Annotated in this window: 15 protein-coding genes; 10 read left to right on the top strand and 5 right to left on the bottom strand. The window is 45.4% G+C overall.

Annotation, left to right across the window (positions count from 1 at the left end):
• Positions 1 to 125: 125 nt before the first annotated feature.
• Positions 126 to 881: a pentapeptide repeat-containing protein gene (locus tag QZW82_RS15420; protein WP_293149566.1), complete on the top strand. Its 756-nt coding sequence runs from the start codon at positions 126 to 128 to the stop codon at positions 879 to 881.
• A 357-nt stretch (positions 882 to 1,238) separates the two neighbouring features.
• Here the strand turns inward: QZW82_RS15420 and QZW82_RS15415 are convergent, their stop codons facing one another.
• Together QZW82_RS15415 and QZW82_RS15410 are read right to left on the bottom strand one after the other, a co-directional pair.
• Positions 1,239 to 2,960 (bottom strand): leucine-rich repeat domain-containing protein, encoded by a 1,722-nt coding sequence (locus tag QZW82_RS15415; RefSeq protein ID WP_293149564.1) that lies wholly within the window; start codon positions 2,958 to 2,960, stop codon positions 1,239 to 1,241.
• A gap of 410 nt (positions 2,961 to 3,370) precedes the next feature.
• Positions 3,371 to 6,205 (bottom strand): diguanylate cyclase, encoded by a 2,835-nt coding sequence (locus tag QZW82_RS15410; RefSeq protein ID WP_293149562.1) that lies wholly within the window; start codon positions 6,203 to 6,205, stop codon positions 3,371 to 3,373.
• A gap of 644 nt (positions 6,206 to 6,849) precedes the next feature.
• On the opposite strand from QZW82_RS15410, the gene QZW82_RS15405 reads away from it, so the two are divergent.
• From QZW82_RS15405 to QZW82_RS15385, 5 genes are all read left to right on the top strand, one after another.
• The gene (locus QZW82_RS15405; protein ID WP_293149560.1) at positions 6,850 to 7,545 is read left to right on the top strand and encodes a class I SAM-dependent methyltransferase; all 696 of its coding nucleotides are present in this window, start codon (positions 6,850 to 6,852) and stop codon (positions 7,543 to 7,545) included.
• A 143-nt stretch (positions 7,546 to 7,688) separates the two neighbouring features.
• Complete coding sequence (locus QZW82_RS15400; RefSeq protein WP_366665028.1) at positions 7,689 to 8,237, top strand: RNA 2'-phosphotransferase; 549 nt, start codon at positions 7,689 to 7,691, stop codon at positions 8,235 to 8,237.
• A gap of 71 nt (positions 8,238 to 8,308) precedes the next feature.
• Positions 8,309 to 9,517 (top strand): AAA family ATPase, encoded by a 1,209-nt coding sequence (locus tag QZW82_RS15395; protein WP_293149558.1) that lies wholly within the window; start codon positions 8,309 to 8,311, stop codon positions 9,515 to 9,517.
• 288 nt (positions 9,518 to 9,805) lie between these two features.
• On the top strand, positions 9,806 to 12,001 hold the full coding sequence (locus QZW82_RS15390; protein ID WP_293149556.1) for a PAS domain S-box protein: 2,196 nt from the start codon (positions 9,806 to 9,808) through the stop codon (positions 11,999 to 12,001).
• A gap of 311 nt (positions 12,002 to 12,312) precedes the next feature.
• Positions 12,313 to 12,606 carry a TIGR03792 family protein gene (locus QZW82_RS15385; RefSeq protein WP_293149554.1) on the top strand — a complete coding sequence of 98 codons (294 nt, stop codon included), beginning with the start codon at positions 12,313 to 12,315 and terminating at the stop codon, positions 12,604 to 12,606.
• A 112-nt stretch (positions 12,607 to 12,718) separates the two neighbouring features.
• On the opposite strand, the gene QZW82_RS15380 is transcribed toward QZW82_RS15385, so the two are convergent.
• Positions 12,719 to 12,853 carry a hypothetical protein gene (locus tag QZW82_RS15380; protein WP_293149551.1) on the bottom strand — a complete coding sequence of 45 codons (135 nt, stop codon included), beginning with the start codon at positions 12,851 to 12,853 and terminating at the stop codon, positions 12,719 to 12,721.
• 129 nt (positions 12,854 to 12,982) lie between these two features.
• Positions 12,983 to 13,159, bottom strand: a complete 177-nt coding sequence (locus QZW82_RS15375) for a hypothetical protein (RefSeq protein WP_293149549.1) — start codon at positions 13,157 to 13,159, stop codon at positions 12,983 to 12,985.
• A 127-nt stretch (positions 13,160 to 13,286) separates the two neighbouring features.
• On the opposite strand from QZW82_RS15375, the gene QZW82_RS15370 reads away from it, so the two are divergent.
• From QZW82_RS15370 to gmk, 4 genes are all read left to right on the top strand, one after another.
• Positions 13,287 to 14,108, top strand: a complete 822-nt coding sequence (locus QZW82_RS15370; protein WP_293149547.1) for a hypothetical protein — start codon at positions 13,287 to 13,289, stop codon at positions 14,106 to 14,108.
• A gap of 397 nt (positions 14,109 to 14,505) precedes the next feature.
• On the top strand, positions 14,506 to 16,608 hold the full coding sequence (locus tag QZW82_RS15365; RefSeq protein WP_293149545.1) for a M3 family metallopeptidase: 2,103 nt from the start codon (positions 14,506 to 14,508) through the stop codon (positions 16,606 to 16,608).
• Positions 16,609 to 17,509: 901 nt separating this feature from the next.
• Entirely contained in the window at positions 17,510 to 17,776 is a 267-nt protein-coding gene (gene remA / locus QZW82_RS15360; protein WP_106149020.1) for an extracellular matrix/biofilm regulator RemA, read from the top strand.
• A gap of 78 nt (positions 17,777 to 17,854) precedes the next feature.
• Complete coding sequence (gmk, locus tag QZW82_RS15355) at positions 17,855 to 18,418, top strand: guanylate kinase (protein WP_293149542.1); 564 nt, start codon at positions 17,855 to 17,857, stop codon at positions 18,416 to 18,418.
• A gap of 149 nt (positions 18,419 to 18,567) precedes the next feature.
• Here gmk and QZW82_RS15350 read toward each other — a convergent pair whose 3' ends face one another.
• Positions 18,568 to 19,335: a hypothetical protein gene (locus QZW82_RS15350; protein ID WP_293149540.1), complete on the bottom strand. Its 768-nt coding sequence runs from the start codon at positions 19,333 to 19,335 to the stop codon at positions 18,568 to 18,570.
• Between the last annotated feature and the right edge of the window lie 239 nt (positions 19,336 to 19,574).

Genomic DNA, 19,574 nt, shown 5'->3' with positions numbered 1-19,574 from the left:
TTTGCTAAATCGAGCCTGATTCGCGGTCACTACATAATACTAGCATACTACAAACAAAAGTCAATAATCGGCTTTGATAATTTTGGATCGGGCAGAACTGAAACTATCGTTTGCTGAGAGGTTTTATGTTAATTTTGATCGGAATTGCGATCGGCGTTATTCTTACTGTTTCAGCAATGAAATATATCAACTTATATGGCTATCCCAGTTTACCTCAGATTTTGCTGTTTATTGCGATCGCGATCGGCATAATTTTATCTTTATTGTACATTGGATTCCTCCTGATATTTAGTCAACTAGATCCGATGCGATTTCGTTTGACCAAGCAGTGTGCTAATTGTGTCTTTGCATTTGCAAATGCAGATTTTAGTGGTGGCGAATTTGAAGGGGCTAACCTCAATAACTCCAATATCGCCAGTGCAAATTTCAGGAATGCCAATCTTAGAAAAGCCAATTTGAGTGGCACAAGCAGCTCTGGGGGAAGCCCTCCCAACTTTCAAGCTGCTAATCTGAGAGAATCAAATTTAACCGATGCTGGTTTACCAAATATCATTCTATCTAATGCTCAACTTCAGAATGCTAACCTGCAAAATGCAGACTTACCATACGCAGAATTGAGCGGTACAAATTTGCAAAATGCTAACTTATTCGGCGCGCAACTCAGTAACGCAAAAACTGTGAATGCAGATTTCAGCGGTGCTGACCTGAGAAATGCCAAAATGTGCTTTCTTTCCAGCAATCAAATTAAGTTAGATGGAGCAAAGTTAGAGGGTGCAAGAATCACAATTTTAGAGGGAAATCCTGACTTTACACCAGCCCAAAAACAGATGCTCAAACAGCGTGGTGCAATTCCGGGAGGCCCTAGCGAACTTTGCTATTAAAGGATGATTTAGCATAACCGATCGCGATTAGTTTTTATTGACAAATCATTGCTCGCGCGTAGCAAAAGTTTCGAGGTAGCCTACTGACATTAACAGTGATGGCAAATTAGAATTAGCAGCAACCAATACTGAAATATAATAATGTCTCAATCATCTTAGGAAATAGCAAAGAAAATTTTACTGCTAATTCTACTTTTGAAGCCGGAAGAAGACCAATTTATATCACGTCCGGTCGATTACCATAACAAAAACCGTTCGTAGTGTGGACTTTAGTCCGCAACATACTGCGGACTAAAGTCCACACTACGAACCTTACTTATGACAGTCAATCGACCGGACACGATATTATAAGTTCCGTCAAGTTTGCACGGAAAACTCCTCATAATCGACATCCCAATTCACCCAACGAATCGCTTCCCTTGCAGATTGCATATCAGGCCGAACCCGCAAAGCATGAATAAATCTGGTGCTGGGACAAGTCATTTTTAACAAGTAAATTGGCTCTTTTTCCTCGGGTTCAAAACCATCAATATCAGAATCAATTCTTAGCAGCGTGTATTCTTGCCAAATATCTAATTCTGTTGCTTGCAATTCTTGACAAATTCTAGCGTAACCAATTCCCTGAATTAACACTCGCCTGAGTTCGGCATTTTCTTCTTCTAAAATCCAAGTAGCTTCCCATTGATTGGGGTGAACTTGTCCGTATTTTTCGGGCAAATTTACACCGTGGTAAGAGTAGAGTTTGTAACCGTCGTTAAATTCCAGTGCACTTTCCCCTTCTGCGTGGAGGCGGTACTCGCTGTCTAGGGAAAGTTTGGTTGGGCGCGAACACACATAGCAGACATTCTCAAACGCAAAAATCCAGTCACATTCTGCTAGAATCTGTTTGATATATTCAAAAGCTTTTTGTGCCTCTGGTTTCAGCGCCCTGCCCGAGGCAGAAACATACAATTCACCAACAGCGACAGCATGAAACAAGCATTTCGGATTCACTATCGACTTTGAGTAATTATGATAATCGGAAAAGTTTGCTTTGAATTGTTGTTCTAGCTGTTCCTGCCATATAATTAACTCCGAAAGTTCCGGCGGCAATGCTGTTAAGGAGAAGGGGTGCAGCGCGTCTTTTACCTGTTTCTCAAGTCGGTTGCTCAACCCTGTTTCCTTTAGTGAATATTTCAGCATTGGTAATTGTGCGAATACTTCGTTGGGGCTACTGCAAAAAGTTATTTCTGGGGCTGCTAAATCTAGGGTGTGGTAGGCATTTTTAACGGCGGCTGCGGCTTGAGAATGATTTATGAATTCGCTAGAGTTGGCGAGAAATTCCCACGAATGACGCAAGGCTTCGATGAGAGCCTTTTGTTGGGGTGTAAAGTCCAGATTCAGACAATTCAAATTAGTCAGAGATTGCAAGGGAGTGATGTCTGATATTTGATTTTTGTGCAGAATCAGAGCAGTCAAATTAGTCAGAGATTGTAGGGGTGTGATGTCTGATATTTGATTGTGGTTCAGAGACAGAGAAGTCAAATTAGTCAGAGATTGCAGGGGTGTGAGGTTTGATATTTGATTGTCGGACAAATTCAGAGAAGTCAAATTAGTGAGAGATTGCAGGGGTGTGATGTCTGATATTTGATTGCCGCCCAGAATCAGCTTAGTCAAATTAGTGAGAGATTGTAGGGGTGTGATGTCTGATATTTGATTGTTGTACAGAGACAGAGAAGTCAAATTAGTCAGAGATTGCAGGGGTGTGATGTCTGATATTTGATTTTTGTGGAAAATCAGCTCTTTCAAATTAGTCAGAGATTGTAGCGGTGTGATGTCTGATATTTGATTGTCCGACAGATTCAGAATAGTTAAATTAGTCAGAGATTGTAGGGGTGTGATGTCTGATATTTGATTGTCGGAGAGATTCAGATGATTGCTACTTGATAGTATCTGGTTCGCTTGATTAATGTCAGAAGTGCCAGCGAATTCTAACATCGCATCAACTGTATGTCTTGCTTCTTTTGAAAGGCTGTCTTTGTGCAAGCACCAATCGGCAAAGCTGCTGAATTCTGCGGGATTTGGCTGTTGTTTTGACATGGCAATAATATTTTAAAGTTGTTATAAAAACAACAAAGTTTTGTCAAGTTTTGCTATGAAACCAAGAATTTGGTACTCCGATCAAAGTTAATTCTTAGGTACGTAGTTGCGCTTTAGCGCTCTTGGCAGATCTATGAAAGAGCGCTGAAGCGCAACTACGTGCCTTGATTTTATCTGATATTTGCGTCTAGGACTGGTTGAAGTTCAACGCTTTTGGCAGATCTATGAAAGAGCGCTGAAGCGCAACTACGTACCTTTATTTTATCTGATATTTGCGTTTGAGAGTGGTTGAAATTTAGCGCTTTTGGTAGATATATGAAAGAGCGCTGAAGCGCAACTACGTACCTTTGTTTGTATTAAGTTTATTTTCGATCGCACGCACGCACCTAAAAACTAATGACTAATGACTGTTATGCTTCAAAGGCTGCAACCGAAACCCGATCGCGCCCAGCGGCCTTCGCCCGGTACAGCGACTCATCGGCGATCGCAATTAACGTCGCCGGCTGCGACATCGGCGCCGGAATGCAGCAAGCTACACCCAAACTCAGCGTGACATATTCGCTGACAGCAGACTGCGCGTGAGGTATCTGCAAATCCCGCACCTGTTGGGCGATCCTTTCGGCAACGCAAGCCGCACCTTCAATATCCGTATTCGGCAAAACTATGGCAAATTCTTCTCCACCGTAACGCGCAACTAAATCAGCCGATCGGTTTACCGATTTCTGCAAAACCTGCGCCACTTGCCGCAAACACTCGTCCCCCGGTTGGTGGCCGTAAGTGTCGTTGTAAAGTTTGAAGTAATCGATATCGCACATAATCAATGACAGCGACGCTTCTTCCCTCGCCAAACGCCGCCATTCCGCATCCATATAATCATTAAAAAAGCGGCGGTTTCTTACCTCAGTCAAACTGTCGTAAGTTGCCAAATACTGCAAGGCTCGATTCACTGTTTCTAACTGCCGTTTCTGCTGCTGCAATTGGCGGTTGAGCACTGTCAACTGCTGTTCGGCTGCGTGGGTTCTGAGCAAGTTTCTAACCCTCGCCAACAGTTCCCTCTCGTCAAAAGGTTTGGAAATATAATCGTCAGCACCAGCATCCAAACTTTCGATCCGAGCTTCCATGCCCGATCGCGCTGTCAAAAAGATTACTGGAGTCGAACTCAACTCCGGCGTCTTCCGAATCTCCTTGAGCAAATCCAGTCCGTTTTGTCGGGGCATGATTTGGTCGCTCAAAATCAAATTCGGCTGCAAACTTTTGGCTTTTTCTAAACCTTCAACCCCGTCCATCGCCACCGCAACTCGATAGTACGGACTCAATAAAGTTTGGAGGTAAGCCAGCAGAGAATAGTTGTCTTCTACTACCAGCAACAGCGGTAATTCTCGGCTGTCAGGCTTTAATTGTCCCCCATTATTTTTGTCGTCACAACTGTTAGAGTCCGGCATCGGGGCGATCGCCCCAACATTTCCCTCGTCTGAGCAGCCAAATTCACTCATCCCTGCCAATTGGACGATCGCGCTTACCAACTGATTCGCCTCCACCGGCTTCGACAAATGCCTCTGAAACCCCGCAGAGAGGGCCGATGCCGAATCCTCCTCACGGACGCCTCCCGTCAGGGCCACCGCCGGCAGCAGTTCCCTCTGCTCGGACGTTTCCATGGCTCTGATGCGGCGGATCAAATCGGAGCCGTCTGTTTCCGACACCGCCATATCGCTCACCAACACGTCGGGCCGCGACTGTTCCAACTGCGCCATCGCTTCGCCAGCGCTACCCACCGCTGTTACCTTGGCTCCAAATGCTTCGAGGGCTGTTTTGAGAAATTCCCGAATCTCGGCGCTGGTTTCCACCACCAGCACTTGCTTTCCGGCTAGGGGTTTGGGAACCGATTCCGCGTGGTTTTCGGTGCGGCCGATCGCGCTTTTGCGATCGTCGTCGCGCGAATTGTTGCTGTTCGCGATCGGTAGCAGCACCCCAAACGTCGTCCCCATACCCAGGCCGGGACTGGAAGCCCAAACAGTTCCCCCGTGCAATTCCACCAAATGCCGCACAATTGAGAGCCCCAACCCGAGCCGATTTTGTTCCTTGGACTGGAAGCTATCTCCGGGGCGGAAGTAGTCAAAGATGTGCGGCACAAATTTGGGTTCAATCCCGCAACCGCTGTCGCTGACCCGAATCAAGGTACCCGACTCTGTAGGCTCGATCCGCACTTTAACTGGGTCTGGTGTCGATTCTGGGGTAAATTTGATGGCGTTGGCCAGGAGGTTCCAGACTATTTGCTGCAAGCGCTCTACGTCGGCCACAACGTAGCTGACGCCGGGGTAGAACTGTGTTTCTACGCGGAGGTTTTTGGCCTCGGCGGCGGGGCGGACGGTCTCAATAGCCGATTCTATGACAGATGGGAGGTGAACCCGAGCCAGGTTCAGGCGGACTTTCCCCCGCAGCAGCCGACTCAAATCGAGGAGATTGTCTATTTGCCGGTTTTGCAATTTGGCGTTGCGCTCGATGATTTCCAAAGCGCGGTTGGTGGTAGCTTCGTTTAACTTGCGCGATCGAGCTAGCTGCACCCATCCCAAAATCGCGCTCAGGGGCGATCGCAGTTCGTGTCCGGCGATGCCCAAAAAATCTTCTTTGGCGCGGTTGACTGCGGCTTGGGCTGCTTCAACGGCTTTGCGATCGGTGATGTCAAATCCGATCGCCAAATACTGACAGGGTTTCTCGTTAAAGTCCAAAAGCGGAACTACTGCTGCGTACACCCAATAATCACTGCCATTTTTGGCTTGGTTCTTCATTTCTCCTTCCCAAACTTCATTTTTGGCAACTGTTGACAGCAGATTTTTGGTTAATTCCGAAGACTTATATTCCGAATGGAGGATGCAAAAATGGCTCCCTATTAGTTCAGTACGCGAATAGTTAGAGATGCTGCACAGTCGATCGCTGACATAATTGATAATTCCTCGGGCGTCGGTTCTCACCGCCAGTGCCGATCTGTCGATCGCTACTTTAAAATCTAAACCTTCTTGCAGCGACGAATCTAGTTCTTTTATCGTAGAAATTTGACTGAGGCGATCGCGCCGCTCCTGGCTCCGCTCTTGAATTTCCATTGCTTCTATTGTCCCCTGATGACTGACACCTAATCTACTCGCATCCTGATTAATTATCACTGTTTTTTCCGCACCGGCGGGTGTAATATTTTGTATATTTTTATTTTCATGAATGCTCGGCAAACAGCACATCCACTCAGGAGTCATACCATTTGAGATTCGAGATTTTAGATGAGGAATGAACAAGAACTATCGGGGTTGGGGATAGCTGCCTACAGTGGCACTATTTTGGAAAACTGGAGTCACCTGAAATTTTATTTGAAGTTTAGACTAAAATTGGTCAATCTGAAGACAGATTTTCTCAGATCTGCCCGCTCCGCCGCTGGCTGCAAAAACCCAACTTTTTTCTTAAAATTACCAGAAAGAATTGGTTGAAAGCCCCAAGTCTTTGAGGGAGAAATTAAAATCAGACTATTCATTACTCCAATCCTCGGACTTAAGGGTAGAGGTCGCTCTCCCATGGTCAACTGTCAACTGTCAACTGTCAACTGTTGAATATGCCGCATCTGGCACAAAATCTCTGCCCCAGGCTTTCGACTCTCCCGCATTCTGCCTCAACTCCACATCCCAGATATATGTGCAGGGCTTGACACTTCCCAAATAATTGGCTGGGAAATGGCTAACCAAGTCTGTGTTTTGCGATCGTCAGCAACTTCAGTTCAATTATTTTCTCCTTACATCTTGACAGGTCTGTAAATATTTTGTATTATAAATGTAATACGACATTTAACGAGAGAGCAGTCCAACTGCATTAACGCACTCAACTATTAAAAATTTGAGGAAAAGTTTTAGTGAATTTATCTAGGAATTTAGACGATGTACGCCAACAATTTGAAGAAAGAGCATTTGATTATGATGGTTTAATTCCCCGCCTCATTCCGCAGTATCGCGAGCAACACGAAATAATATTGCAATTAATTGATTTTGAAACCCATGCCAACATAAAAGTTCTAGATTTAGGCGCGGGAACTGGCATACTGTCTGCAATGATTTTGCAAGCATTTCCTCAAGCAAAAGTCACAGCCTTTGACATGGCCCAAAATATGCTAAAAGTTTGTCAAACTAACTTATCCGCTTTCGGACACCGATTGACATTGCAGCAGGGAAACTTCGCCGAAGACGATTTCGGCAGCGGCTACGATTTGGTAGTTTCAGGATTGGCGATCCACCACCTAGACGGCGCCGGAAAACAAACGCTATTTAAGAAACTTTTTCAGTCAATGAATTCAGGAGGAATCTTGCTCATTCGAGATATTGTCACAGGTGCGACTCCCAGGTTGACGGAGCAATACGAACAGTTGTGGCGGCAGTACATGAAAGCTAACGGAGAAGACGATGCAGCTTGGTTTCAAAACTATCTAAAAGAAGATATTCCCTCCTCAGTGGAAGAGCAGACACAGTGGTTGGCAGCAGCGGGTTTTGCAGACGTAGCTTGTCACTGGCGCTATCTCAATTTTGCTATTTTTGGCGGCATTGTCCCAAGGTAGAAGGCAGAGTTTTTCCCGATTCATAAAGGTACGTTGTTGGGCTTTAGCCCTCTTTATATATATCGAAAGAGGGCTAAAGCCCAACAACGTACCTATTAAATAAACCCGATATACCCACAAAATAACTCAATAAATTAAGTAAAATGATGAACGATGCCCGATTAATAAAAATTAGCAGATATCTCAGCAAACACCTGCGCCACGCGCCCGCACGCATCGGCATTCAACTCGCACCGGGGGGCTGGATTTCTGTTGGCGAACTCCTCGATGCTTGCCAAAAAAATAACTTTTCCGTTCAGCTTTACGAACTCAAGGAAGTAGTCGCCCAAAACGACAAACAGCGCTTTTCTTTTGACTCGACAGGCACTCTAATTCGGGCCAACCAAGGACACAGTGTAGAGGTTGACTTGCAGTTAGAACCTGCTGTTCCACCAGATATTTTATATCACGGAACAGGCAAGACTGCCGTCAAGTCTATTCTCAGTGAAGGAATTCGGAAAATGTCTCGACATCACGTTCATTTGTCGGCGGACATTCAAACAGCCCGTAAAGTAGGTGCCAGACACGGCATCCCGGCAGTCTTGATTGTAGATACCGCAGCAATGCAATGCGACGGCCATACATTTTACTGCTCGGATAACAAAGTTTGGTTGGTAGATATGGTGCCGCCCAATTATCTAAAAGTTTATTGAGAAAATCCTGTTTGGTTCTAGCAAGTGTGCGACAAATATTTTAAAATAAGAGTAACTAGGAGTTTTACAAGATGAGTGCGGAAGATATGGGCGATCGCGACAACAATTTTAATCAAAACAACCCTCAAAATCGAGGGCTCCTAGGATCGGGCTGGCGACCTCTCTACCGTCAATTTGATTGGGAACACCTGCTGCACTTAGCATCTAGCGACCCTGTAGAACTCGCTCAAAAAACTTTAGATGCAGCCAGCGATATCGCCGATGCCATGGGACGACACCAGTATACTTGGTGGGCGAATATCTTAAATGTATTCTCGGAAAATACTCGCTACGAAATAGACGAGTTTTGGGATTACATTACTCCGCAACCGGTTTACCCGGATTACCGTTACAAAGATGTTTTAGTCACGGAAACGCCTGTTGTTCAATTGGTCAGCCGCGCTAGTATTCCCATCGACTACGTTCTCAACAAACTCCAAGAGATTGTTGTTTTCAAGGTTCTGGATTTGCTGGGTAAACCGGATGCGATTACCCAGTTTTTTATGGAACGGCATTTTTCTTATCCGCGGGAGCGATTTGTTAGCTGGGAACGTTTGGAAGTTTTGGGTACTGTTTATGCTTATTGGGGACAAGCAGGCTGTTGGCTGCAAATTGACAGCTACGACAGGGGTCGGCGGTGCTACACTCTGATTTGCAAAGATATTGCGCCGTTAGTTAGCAAGGCTACTTATAATTTAGCGGTGATTCTCAGCGGGTACAAAAGTCGTGTCGGACAGGTTCACAGTCACTTTCCTATTCGGAGTTTTTCTGCGGAAGTTCAAAGTTTTACTGATACTGTTCAGCAGGCAATTCTCGATCAAAATCAGTTGGCTGTGTTGGTTAGCGGCGAACCGGGGACTGGCAAAACTGCTTGGACTCAAGCGGTAGCAAAGGAGATTTTAGTGCCGCTGGGTTATGTGATCTTTATCTTAGATCATGATGCGGTGGAAAATTTTGTGCCCCCGAGTTATTTGGAGCGGATTTGCATTATTATCAACGAGGCTGATAATTTGGCTCAAGATCGATCGACCGCAGCGGCCCAACGCAGTAACAAAACTGAACATATTTTGAGTTTGCTGGATGGAACTCTGTATCAAAGCGTGATGGACGAGCACGGGATTCAATTTCAGCAGAAACTCGTAGTGTTACTCACTTGTAACACAATTGAAAGATTAGATCCTGCGATGCTGCGGAAAGGGAGAGTGGATTTTACCAGTGAATTTACGCACAAATTTGTTTGACGACGCACCTAAAGTCTCACACACTTTGGGCGATTCACGAAGAGGGATAGCTAGCCTGTGCGTACTGCTGCGCCACCTCAAATGTTGAATAATTATGAGGAAATTTCCTGAATGTCAATGTTTCGGGAACAATTTATTAAGTACCTATGGACACATCTCCTAGAAAATGATATTACTGATGGGTGAGACCCTCCAAGGGTATCACCCAAAACAGCCAATCAGGGGAAGAGTGTTTTAGGTCTGAAATAGATTTTTCAAACTTGACAGCTATGGAGGAAATCCCAAATCGTGCAAACTAAGCCAGTTAAGCAAGAAATTCGACTGGGAAGGTATGCCGGGGGGAAAATCCCGATCGCCCACCAACCCCCTGATGCAGCCATGTCCGAAAATAAAGAGGGATTTCGGCGGTTTGTGGAGCGCTCCGCCGACGCCGTGGCAATGGTAGATTGTGAAATGCGCTATCTGTCGGTTTCTCGTCGCTGGGAAACAGATTGCGGGTTTGGTGGCGGTGAGGCCCTGGGTCGGTCTCATTGGGAACTGTTCCCAAATCTCCCGGAATATTGGCACCAAAATGCTCGCGCTTGTTTGGCGGGAGTTTTGGAATATAGCGAGTTTGTCGTAGGGCAATCGCCCGTATCTGTAGCAGGACAAATCGAAGGTGGGGTCAGGGCTGCGGAAAAATGGGTATTTTGGCCGTGGAAAAATAACGAAGGTGCGATCGGCGGTTTGATCCTGTTTGCCGAAAAGATAACAGAAAGAAATTTCTACAACAATATATGGAGGCCCGGTGGCAAAAGCCAGAAGTTAGAAACAAAACTACAACTAACTCAAAAAGCCCTCGACAATGCTGCTGATACAGTTTTTTTCACCACCTCCGACGGTCAAATTTGCTATGCGAATAAAGCGGCTTGCGATCGAGGAGGCTACTCGGAATCGGAACTGCTAAAGCTGAGATTCACCGACATCGATTCGCAATTGTCAGCATCGGATTGGCCAGAGCGCTGGGTTGAACTCAAGCAGCAAAACAACCTTACTTTTGAAACCAGTTATAAAACCAAAAATGGCACCATTGTTCCCGTTGAAGTTCAACTCAATTATTTAGAATACGACGGCTGCGAATACTGTTGCGCGATCGCCCGCGACATTTCCGCTCGCCTCGCAGCAAAATCTGCGCTTTTAGAGGCAAAAGAGCAACTTCAAGCCGTCTTGGATGCGGTACCCGGATTAGTTTCTTGGGTAAGTTCCGATTTGCGCTACTTGGGAGTAAACCGACATTTAGCTTCCGCTTATCAAATGCCTGCTGAACTATTTGCAGGTAAAAAAGTAGGTTTTTTAGATACAAGTCCCAAATTTAACGACTTAGTATACGATTTTTTTGTCGGCTCGAACCATAAGACCTCTCAAGAAGTAACAGCGAGCATCAGAGGAGAAAATAAAACTTATTTAATTGTGGCTCAAAAATATCAAAAAAATACGGCAGCGGTATTTGTGGGATTGGACATTACAGAAAGCAAACAGTCTTTGTTGGCTTTGCAAGAATCGGAAGAACGCCTGCGCCAGCAAGCGGCAAAATTAGAGCGGACGCTGTTAGTTTTGCAGCAAACTCAAACTCAACTGATCCAAACAGAAAAGATGTCATCTCTAGGGCAGTTGGTAGCAGGAATAGCGCATGAAATTAATAATCCAGTTAGTTTCATTTCTGGCAACGTCAGCCACGCCACTGGCTACATTCAAGAACTGCTGCGTTCGATCGACCTTTACCAAAAAAATTATCCCGATCCAGCTCCGGAAATTCAAGATTTGATGGAAGAATTAGACTTAGACTTCATCAAAAAAGACATACCAAAACTGCTAAATTCAATGAAAGTCGGTTCGGAGAGAATTCGGGATGTTGTGCGATCGCTCCGCTTGTTCTCGCGTACTGACGAACCTGAAATGAAGCCTGCGGATATCCATGAAGGTTTGGACAGCACTGTGCTGATCTTGCAAAATCGCCTCCAAGCTAAAGGGGGACGGCCGGGTATTTCTCTAGTTAAGGAATACGGGGATTTGCCGCGAGTCCGCTGCTATCCGGGACAGTTAAATCAAGTGTTCATGCACTTGTTGACAAATGCGATCGACGCTTTGGAAGCAGAGGGGAGAAATCCGGAAAAGTATGGTAAAATCCAAAATCAGTCTTTGTTGTCTGCCGGTAGCTCGGGAACTGAAATATTCAATCCCGAAATTCGGATTCGGACAGAAGTGATAGGGGAGAGCGAAGTGGCGATCGCCATTAGCGACAACGGCCCTGGAATGACTGAAGAAGTTCTCTGCCGTATCTTTGACCCTTTATTTACCACTAAATGTCAGACCACGAGCACAGGTTTGGGATTGGCAATATCCCAGCATTTGGTAGTAGAAAAGCATGGTGGTGACTTGCTGTGTATTTCTCGTCCGGGAGAGGGAACTGAGTTAATCGTTAAAATTGCGATCGGTAACGATTAATCGATTAAATCCAAATCTGGAATTATTTTAGGGTGCTTTTACTATCATAATGTTGTGACTGAGAACTAATGTTTTTTTCAATAAGTTTTGTAGGTGCGTCAGGAATGATATAATGTGCTGTCGCTTAGCACAACAAAAATAGTTCGTAGTGCGTCGGGAGTGTCCGCATCATCAGAGCGGACTTAAGTCCGCACGCGCGATCCTTACTTATCCGGGTTAACCGAAAGAACACGATATGAATCTGAGATGACATACCAATCCTTTTTTGCCTGGGCACCTTACAAAATCTAAAATCTACAATCTAAAATCATATGGTAATTGAGTGGCTGAGATTTAAAGTACCTCGTGAAAAATGGGAACAGTTTATTCTGCGAGATGAAGAAGTTTGGACTGCCGGACTCAAAAGTTTTCCCGGTTATTTGGGCAAAGAAGTTTGGGTGGATGCGGTGGAAAATGAGGTGCTGATGTTGATTCGCTGGGAAACTAGGGAACAGTGGAACTCGGTGCCGCAAAGCACAATCGATGAGTTGGATGCTAAAATGGGCGATTTGCAAATGCCGATCGTCGAAAGTCGCGAATATCAAGTTCGCAAGTTTTTGCATTAACTCTTGTGACACTGTTGACTGTTGACTGTTGACTGTTGACAGCTTCCCCGCTCGCGCAGCCAAAGGGTTGACAGTTGACAGCCAATTACCAATTACCAATTAATCAGTTATTCTAAGCAAATTTAGCATAGAGAGCTGAAATAAAATTCACGCTTAAAAAGCCGACTGCTAGGACGAGGATGATAAAGATTGTGATACTGACAATAGACTTGAGCCGATCGGCCTTTTCGGGTTTTTCTGATTTCATTTGTCAAGTCTGGCTGTAAATTATATCTGAGAAATTGAGAAGAAGTAAATTATACCAATGCACGAACAAAAACGCAACTACCGCTAGGCTAAAAGCTTCGATCGCCGTCAGTAGGTGGCAGTTTTAATCTCAAATCGAAAAATGGAAAATCTCAAATCGACCGACCTGTGCAGCGATTGTCGATCGCCTGCGGGCGATCGCGCCCCGTCCTGTAAAATAGAGGACGCCTTGGGGTTCAGCTTTTAACAGCCCCAATTGTGGGCGACAGCAAGACGGCTCGCAAATACATAATAATGTGTCAATCATCCTTAACTTACTGAATTAGGTAAAAATAGAAGAGTGCACAGAAATAATGTAAAACATATAACTGAAAAAAGGATATAAATCGATGCTCCACTCTGTCTCGCAACCTTATCAACAACGAGAAAATACTATGACCCAAAGAGTCGTGCGGAAGCCAAACCCCTCTGTTAGAAACCGCTTGAGGCCAAGTTTTCCTCAAAGGCACTGGCTGGAGGTGGCAGAGTACGCCTCTCTGGCGGCCTCTGGTTTGGGTTCCTTGGCGGTGGCAGTGTCTGGTCAAGCTTTTTACGGGGTGGCTCCCCTAACCTTGGCTTTGTCGCTGAATGTGGCTAATCGGTATCGGTTCGAGCAGCAAGTGCGGGTTCATCAAACTTCGGAATTGGCCCAAGTACAAAAGTCTGTAAATAAGGTCGAAAAAACGGCGGTAACGGTAATTGTTAAATTGCGGAGGCATTTGTCAGCAGATATTGCAGCGCTGCGCCAGCAAATGGCTGCATTGCCTAGGAATGCAGCTTTTGAGGAGTCGATCGATATTGAGCGACAATTGCTGAGTTTGGGAGAGTCGGTAGCTTCTTTGCAAGAAATTGTGGCGTCTGCTGTGCTCGATGTTCGCCAGCAGGTGAGGGAACAAATTCAAGATTTATCGGTGGGCCAACCGACAAATATCGAAGCTGTGGAACAGGCGATAGAACAACTGCAAAGTGCGATGAAGAGCTTGACAGAAACTGCTCTCACCCGAGATGACTGGGAATTAGTAAATACTCGATTTTTGGAAATCCAGAAAGTTATGGCTAATCTGCAAAGCCAAGTGCAAGCTCCTGTGTACCAATCGACTCCGGATTTGTCTGTAGTTCAAGCTCAAATTCACCGTTTGGAACACGAGCAGCAAGAAGTTGTCAAACCTCACCTCAAGCGCTTAATCTCGGTTGTCAAGGAGTTGCAAAACAGTTGACAGTTGACAGTTGACAGTTGACAGTTGACAGTTGACTGCGAAAGCAGTTGATAGTTGGCAGGGGAGCATATCAGTTTTGCATTTAATAGTGCTGTCCCCGCTCGCGAACACCAATCATTAGTGCTGTCTCCGCTCGCGAACAGCCGTCAACAGCAGTTATTGGTCATCAGTCAGAAGGAATATTTTCTGGTGCATCTGAGTTTGGCATTTGTAGTGCGAGCGTCCCCGCTCGCACTGTAAAAAAAATACTTTTTGCGAAAATGAGATGCTCCCAGATTCTCCCCCTCTCCCCCTCTCCCTCACCCGGCTGGAGTGTAACTTTTCCGACAACTGTGTTACAAATTGAAAAGGCAATCTGTCTAGTTCACCTGTTTTCAACCTGTTACAAGAAAATTAAATGACCGCAACCGTAACTGTTACTGATAACCCGTTATTAATTGGCAAAGGATTGCCACCGTTTGATGCGATCGCACTCCTACACGTAGTCCCCGCCGTTACCCAACTGCTGGCGGAACTAGAAGCCGAGTTAGCTGCCTTAGAAGCCTCTGTTGAGCCGACTTGGAGCGGTTTGGTAGAACCATTGCAGCGGCTCGGAGAGCGTTTAAATTGGACTTGGAGCATTGTCGGACATTTGATGGGGGTGAAAAATAGTCCGGAATTGCGATCGGCTCACGAAACAGTGCAGCCGGAAGTAGTAAAATTTGCGAGCAAGCTCAGTCAGAGCAAACCGCTTTATGAAGGTTTTAAAGCGCTGCGGGCTAGCGAAAATTGGGACAGTTTAGAGTCAGCTCAACAGCGAATTGTCGAAGCCTCCCTCCGAGATGCTCAACTCTCCGGCGTTGGTTTAGAAGGCGAGCAAAAAGAGCGTTTCAATGCCATTCAATTAGAAATGGCAGAAATTACTACTCAATTTTCCAATCACGTCCTCGACGCTACCAAAGCTTTCAGTATCACCCTCACAAACAAAGACGAAATTGACGGTTTACCGCCGAGTTTGTTGAGTTTAGCAGCTCAAGCGGCTCGCAGTGCCGGCGCCGAAAATGCCGGTGCGGAAAATGGCCCTTGGCGGATTACTTTAGACTTTCCGAGTTACGGGCCTTTTATGCAGCACAGCACTCGCCGCGATTTGCGCGAAAAGTTGTACAAAGCTTTGATCGGCAGAGCTAGCAGTGGAGAATTGAATAACTGGCCTTTGACCGATCGCATTTTAGCACTGCGCCACGAAAAATCTGCTTTGCTCGGGTTTGGCAGTTATGCCGAATTGAGCTTGGCGAGCAAAATGGCTCCTAACGTGACAGCAGTGGAAGCTTTGTTAGAAGAATTGCGCTTGGCTAGCTACAGTGCTGCTGTCAAAGATTTAGAAGAATTGAAAGTTTTTGCTGCCTCTAAAGGCGCGCCGGAAGCTGCGGATTTGAAGCACTGGGATGTGGGTTTTTGGGCGGAAAGGCAGCGGGAAGAAAAGTTTGCTTTTAGTGCCGAAGAATTGCGTCCTTATTTTGCTTTGCCGCAGGTTTTGGAGGGGTTATTTGGATTAGTAAAGCGGCTCTTCGGTGTGACGGTAACGGCGGCGGACGGTCAAGCTCCTGTCTGGCACAAAGACGTGCGTTATTTTAAAATAGATGATGAAGCCGGAAATGCGATCGCCAATTTCTATCTAGATCCCTACAGCCGCCCAGAAGAAAAGCGCGGCGGTGCTTGGATGGATGAGTGCGTGGTGCGCGCTAAGTTTGTGGAAGCGGGAAAAACAACAACGCGTTTACCTGTGGCGTATTTGGTGTGCAACCAAAGCCCTCCGGTTGACGGGAAACCGAGTTTAATGACTTTTTTGGAAGTAGAAACTTTGTTTCACGAATTCGGCCACGGTTTGCAGCATATGCTGACAACGGTAGACTATCCGGGAGCTTCGGGCATCAATAATGTTGAGTGGGATGCGGTGGAGTTGCCCAGTCAATTTATGGAAAATTGGTGTTACGATAGGGCGACTTTGTTCGGGATGGCGAAACATTACCAAACTGGGGAAACTTTGCCGGAACACTATTACCAAAAGCTGCTAGCAGCGCGCCACTACATGAGCGGCAGTGCCATGCTCAGGCAAGTACATTTTAGCAGTGTTGATATCGAATTGCACCACCGCTATCGATCGGGCGGCAGTGAAACCGTGGCGGATGTCCGCAACCGCATCGCTAAAACGACAACTGTGTTGCCTCCTCTGGAAGAAGACGCATTTTTGTGCGCTTTCGGACACATTTTTGCGGGCGGCTATGCGGCGGGCTATTACAGCTACAAATGGGCGGAAGTCCTTAGTGCTGATGCTTTTGCGGCGTTTGAGGAGGCGGGTTTGGAAGATGAAAGTGCGATCGCCTCTACAGGTAAACTCTTCAGAGATACAGTGTTAGGATTGGGCGGCAGTTTGCACCCGATGGAAGTGTTTAAAACATTCCGGGGACGCGAACCGAGCACTAAAGCTTTGTTGAGACACAGCGGTTTAGTTGCGGCTTAACAAACTGTCGAATAATTGAGGATTAATGCAGGTAAATTCATCTGCATTAATCCCGCTTTTTAGCGAAATTAAAAAGTTTGTAGTGAGGACTTTAGTCCTATAATTTTTATTTACATATAATCCAATACAGTTCACTTAAGGTAGATTCCCCCTAATTCCTCAAAGTTGGGGTAGCGTATTAGACCCAACTTATTAATAAATAAAGGTACGTTGTTGGGCTTTAGCCCTCTTTTGGAGTATAGATAAAGAGGGCTAAAGCCCAACAACGTACCTAATTTTATAGGAACAATATCGAAGGGTTATAGTAACACTTTTAAATTGGTATTAATAGGACTAAAGTCCTCACTACGAACCATTTTTTTTGTAGAACATCATGCAACAAACATCTGTAGTTTTACACATAATTTCCAATCTTTTTGTCGAAAATTGGGGATGATGTACGCGCCGCGTAGCTATCCCGTAGGTAATCGCCAGCAGCTTTTAGATTAGCTTGAAGGCTCATCAAAGCAGCATTAATCTCAATACTGTCAGTATAAACTGCCTTTGGTGAATATTTGCTATCATTAATCAGTGATGATACTTAACTTTACCTACACCTGACACTTAATTTATATTTCGCAACATTTACTGACGGTTTTCTCCTCCATACAGCTAAAGCCTTTATTCGCAACGAAAAATTGAGAATTTTACCGAATCTTTAACATACAGCGGTCACCAGCAGTAGTTTTTTAAAGTTTTGATAAAGATCGGCAGACTCTGCTTCAAAAAAGAGCAAAAAATGAAGGTAAAAATTTAAAATTTTTTGTTATGAATAATTTTAGCCTTGCCAGAAAATATATTTTTATATATGATGAGACGTAAGGATTGATAGTTACTTGTTCACCTATAGATTGAGATATTCATGGATATTCAATTAATTAATATCGGTTTTGGTAATATTGTGTCGGCTAACCGAGTGATTGCCATTGTCAGTCCCGAGTCAGCGCCAATTAAGCGTATAATTACTGATGCGCGGGAGCGCGGACAACTGGTTGACGCTACTTACGGCCGCCGCACGAGGGCGGTTATTATTACTGATTCGAGTCACGTTATCCTCTCGGCGATTCAGCCGGAAACGGTTGCTAATCGTTTTGCGATCGGCAAAGACAGTCAAGGTCGGGATGATTGAGATTTGTCGGTTGCAATTTGAGCACTTACAGTCTAGAGTAAGCGAAAACTCAAATTGTGACACGTTTCTCTTCTAAAAATGAAATCCGGTAAATTAATTGTTCTGACGGGGCCTAGCGGTGTGGGGAAAGGCACCCTAGTGCGATCGCTCCTCAACCGCCATCCCGAATTATATCTTTCGGTATCGGTGACAACTCGTAAGCCCCGTGACGGAGAAATTGAGGGACAACACTACTATTTTGTCAGCCGCAGCCGCTTTGAGGAAATGGTTGAGGCTGGCGAATTGGCTGAATGGGCTGAGTTTGCTGGCAATTTTTACGGTACTCCATTTTTTGCTCTCAAACAGGGAATCGGCGAGGGAAAATTGGTAATCCTGGAAATTGAGCTCGAAGGAGCAAGGCAAATTAGAAATAAGTTTTCTGAAGCTTTGCGAATTTTTATTTTACCTCCTTCTTGGGAAGAATTGGAACGGCGGCTGCGGAGTCGAGGTCAAGATTCCGAAATTGCGATCGCCCGTCGGTTGCTGCGGGCTAAAGAGGAGATTGAAGCTGCGGGCGAATTTGACTTCCAAGTTATCAATGACGATTTAGAAGTTGCTTTAAAAAAACTAGAATCCGTGTTGTTTGTTAGCGACAGGAAATGAGGGGATGATGATGTGATATTACCAATTACGAATTGCCAACTACCAGCAAGACTTGGTTTAAAGCCGGAACCATTGTAGGTAGAAATTAAAATCACACTATTCATTAATCCAATCCTCTTAATTCCAAGTCAACTGTCAACTGTCAACTGTCAACTGTCAACTGTCAACTGAATCAACCATTTTTCTGTACGCGCTAAAACTTCGGTACTTTTCTTGATAGCAACACAAGATTTTAAATTCAATTCTAGAGTTTCGCACGCAGGCGAAAATTTTCTGAGCGGTTCTATTTCGCGAGCAGAACATCCCAACATTTCCATATAAGCTAGTGTCCAGCCAATAGCTGCAAGATCGCTGACATAGCCTTCTCCGGCGCACAGGTGACAACCCGATTCGCCCTTTGGGCTGCACTCAGGACAAACCCAATTGTTCAGTTGTGAATTTATCTGAATAGTGCGGGAGGCTGAGGCAATTGTTAAGGCTTTAATGTGGTTTTGAACTACTTGTTTAAAACCTCGGTTTTGGTTGGTGCGGTAATCGGAATTGTGGTGCGATCGCCCGTTAGCGAAGCCCTCGAAGAGGATCGCCATTCCTGGCTGTTGCGACGAAGCCCCAGATGCTGTTTTGTTTTCTGTTTTGACTTTAGATTCACCCAGGTTCGCCGTTAGCTGAATGCCGTAGTCTTTAGAATCTTCAGTCTGAGAGCGGCTGAGTGCGCTGTCAGAATCGGATGCTGTGCGATCTTCTTCGAGGGCTTCGCGATCGGCAAAATCTTGCATCGAGAGGTGATGTTCGATCGCCAAAGACCAAGTTCTTTTATGTCTGAGATCGCCATATTTTCTGGCTTCGGCATCAGTAATGCCGATCGCCGCAGCCTCTTGGCGCAGCACATTCATCGAAGTCATGACATCTGATATCATAAAACAGTTCGGTAAGTGGGAGACTCAGTGGCTTCAGATAAAGAGAGGGAAACTCCAAGAGCGGTTTCAACCGCCTTGAATCCCCTTTCGGGGTTAGAGGGGTATGGTTGCCCCTCTAGGTCGATATGGTTGTCTCCGAATCCCTTTCGGGTAATGTTCGCTTGTCGGTCAATGTTATAAGGGCTTGTTAGGCTAGCAGCACTGTTTCAGTGACTTTAAAACTGTTTAACTACTAGCGA

Source organism: Microcoleus sp. bin48.metabat.b7b8b9.023 (assembly GCF_013299185.1).
Classification (GTDB): domain Bacteria; phylum Cyanobacteriota; class Cyanobacteriia; order Cyanobacteriales; family Microcoleaceae; genus Microcoleus.
This window is presented reverse-complemented; position numbering and strand designations above follow the sequence as displayed.

Bases quoted from the DNA above. Each gene is read 5' to 3' on its own strand.
- QZW82_RS15420 (WP_293149566.1), top strand. From the start codon at position 126: ATGTTAATTTTGATCGGAATTGCGATCGGCGTTATTCTTACTGTTTCA.
- QZW82_RS15415 (WP_293149564.1), bottom strand. From the start codon at position 2,960: ATGTCAAAACAACAGCCAAATCCCGCAGAATTCAGCAGCTTTGCCGAT.
- QZW82_RS15410 (WP_293149562.1), bottom strand. From the start codon at position 6,205: ATGACTCCTGAGTGGATGTGCTGTTTGCCGAGCATTCATGAAAATAAA.
- QZW82_RS15400 (WP_366665028.1), top strand. From the start codon at position 7,689: ATGATGAACGATGCCCGATTAATAAAAATTAGCAGATATCTCAGCAAA.
- QZW82_RS15395 (WP_293149558.1), top strand. From the start codon at position 8,309: ATGAGTGCGGAAGATATGGGCGATCGCGACAACAATTTTAATCAAAAC.
- QZW82_RS15385 (WP_293149554.1), top strand. From the start codon at position 12,313: ATGGTAATTGAGTGGCTGAGATTTAAAGTACCTCGTGAAAAATGGGAA.
- QZW82_RS15380 (WP_293149551.1), bottom strand. From the start codon at position 12,853: ATGAAATCAGAAAAACCCGAAAAGGCCGATCGGCTCAAGTCTATTGTC.
- QZW82_RS15375 (WP_293149549.1), bottom strand. From the start codon at position 13,159: ATGATTGACACATTATTATGTATTTGCGAGCCGTCTTGCTGTCGCCCA.
- QZW82_RS15370 (WP_293149547.1), top strand. From the start codon at position 13,287: ATGACCCAAAGAGTCGTGCGGAAGCCAAACCCCTCTGTTAGAAACCGC.
- QZW82_RS15365 (WP_293149545.1), top strand. From the start codon at position 14,506: ATGACCGCAACCGTAACTGTTACTGATAACCCGTTATTAATTGGCAAA.
- remA (WP_106149020.1), top strand. From the start codon at position 17,510: ATGGATATTCAATTAATTAATATCGGTTTTGGTAATATTGTGTCGGCT.
- gmk (WP_293149542.1), top strand. From the start codon at position 17,855: ATGAAATCCGGTAAATTAATTGTTCTGACGGGGCCTAGCGGTGTGGGG.
- QZW82_RS15350 (WP_293149540.1), bottom strand. From the start codon at position 19,335: ATGATATCAGATGTCATGACTTCGATGAATGTGCTGCGCCAAGAGGCT.